Raw genomic sequence first — 534 nt, forward strand, 5'->3', positions numbered from 1 at the left:
TTCGTGCATTCGCTGACCGTTGGAAAGACCGTCCTTGAGTATGAGCCAGGCAGCAAGGCGGCCGAGGAGGTGAGGGAACTCTTTATGCTTGCATGCAAACATAGCAGCATGCAATCAATAGAAAGCGAGGCGAACTGAGCATGAAGAAGGGCAATCTTTCGGCCGCGTTGAGCCAATTCGACAAGCGCTCAGAGCGAGGTGGCGAGGAGGGCGCAATGCACAAGCCAGCACCTTCCAAGGAGCCAACCAAACCGATGCACAGAGACGCTGAGCGCGAGGAGGCTACGCGTAGCCAGCTACCGCCGAGTCGTCGTGGCAAGAAGGCGCTGACGGGCTACTTTGAGCCGGAGGTCATGAAGCAACTGAAGGTGATGGCTGCGGCTGAGGAGACGACGATCCAAGCGTTGTTGACCGAGGCCTTGAACGATCTCTTTAAGAAGTACGGCAAGCCACATATTGCATGATAACATAGATGCATGAATACATGCTGTCATGTTGACATTAATTAGGCCGTTTTTTGCGGCGGCTCTCGCC

The 534-nt window shown here is 54.7% G+C and carries 1 protein-coding gene; it reads left to right on the forward strand.

Going from position 1 to position 534, the window contains the following annotated elements; all coding sequences use genetic code 11:
- Positions 1-140: 140 nt before the first annotated feature.
- Positions 141-464: a ribbon-helix-helix domain-containing protein gene (locus VBE63_RS31120; protein WP_323686797.1), complete on the forward strand. Its 324-nt coding sequence runs from the start codon at positions 141-143 to the stop codon at positions 462-464.
- The last annotated feature ends 70 nt before the right edge of the window (positions 465-534 follow it).

Source organism: Lamprobacter sp. (assembly GCF_034860625.1).
In the GTDB taxonomy this organism is placed as follows: domain Bacteria; phylum Pseudomonadota; class Gammaproteobacteria; order Chromatiales; family Chromatiaceae; genus Lamprobacter.

Coding starts and splice junctions, on each gene's coding strand:
- VBE63_RS31120 (WP_323686797.1), top strand. CDS start 141: ATGAAGAAGGGCAATCTTTCGGCCGCGTTGAGCCAATTCGACAAGCGC.